The sequence below is a fragment of the Streptomyces odontomachi genome (assembly GCF_024435355.1).
GTDB lineage: Bacteria > Actinomycetota > Actinomycetes > Streptomycetales > Streptomycetaceae > Streptomyces > Streptomyces odontomachi.
Map to the genome: position 1 here is coordinate 1 of NZ_JAMJWG010000083.1, position 1,028 is coordinate 1,028.

Annotated in this window: 1 protein-coding gene; it reads right to left on the bottom strand. The window is 65.1% G+C overall.

The window, feature by feature from the left end; all coding sequences use genetic code 11:
- On the bottom strand, window positions 1-1,013 hold a 1,013-nt coding region (locus NQO67_RS43470; RefSeq protein WP_255956193.1), incomplete at its 3' end, for an acyltransferase domain-containing protein.
- Window positions 1,014-1,028 lie beyond the last annotated feature (15 nt).

Here is a 1,028-nt window from a genome sequence, read left to right on the forward strand (position 1 = left end):
GTATAGGCCTCCGCTGCGGAACGGATCAGCCGATCGACTCCGCCCTCGTCACGCCGCAACGACCCGACAACCACGAACCCGGCATCGTCCCCATCCCCATGCCCGTCCCCATGCCCATCCCCATGCCCATGCCGATGCCCGTCTGCCCCTGCCGCCGCACTCTCCTCAAGGGTGTCGTGCAGGGCCGGGACCAGCACCGGATGAGGACTGACCTCGATAAACGCACGATGCCCCGCCCGAGCCAGCGCCCTGATCGTGTCCGCGAACAACACCGGCTGCCGCAGATTCCGATACCAATACCCCGCATCCAACCCACCGGTATCCACCCGCCCACCAGACACCGTCGAATAAAACGGAATCTCACCCTTCCGCGGGCTGATCCCCGCCAGATCAACAGCCAACCGCGCCTCGATCGCCTCCACATACCGCGAATGCGACGCGTAATCCACCGAGATCCAACGAGCCCGTACCCCTAACCCCTCACACTCCTCAGCCACCCCCCGCAACCCCACCACCGGACCCGACACCACCGTCGACACCGGCCCATTCACCGCCGCAACCTCAACCCCACCCCACCGAGACACCAGACCTTCGGCCTGCTCACGCGACACAGCCAACGACATCATCGAACCCTGACCGCACAACACCCGCAACGCACGCGAACGCAACGCCACCACCCGCGCCGCATCCACCAACGACAACCCACCCGCCACACACGCAGCAGCAATCTCACCCTGAGAATGCCCCACCACCCCAACAACCCGCACACCCCACGACCGCCACACCCGCGCCAACCCAACCATCACCGCAAACAACACCGGCTGAACCGCATCCACCCGATCCACCACACCGGCGGACACATCACCAACACCCACTAACTCAGTACTGGGCATCTCCACCCGGCCACACACCACATCCACGACCGAGAACCCCACCAACGGATCCAACACCCGCGCACACTCCTCCAACGCACCCCGAAACACCGCGCTGGAAGCAAACAAACCCCGACCCATCCCCCGCCACTGCGA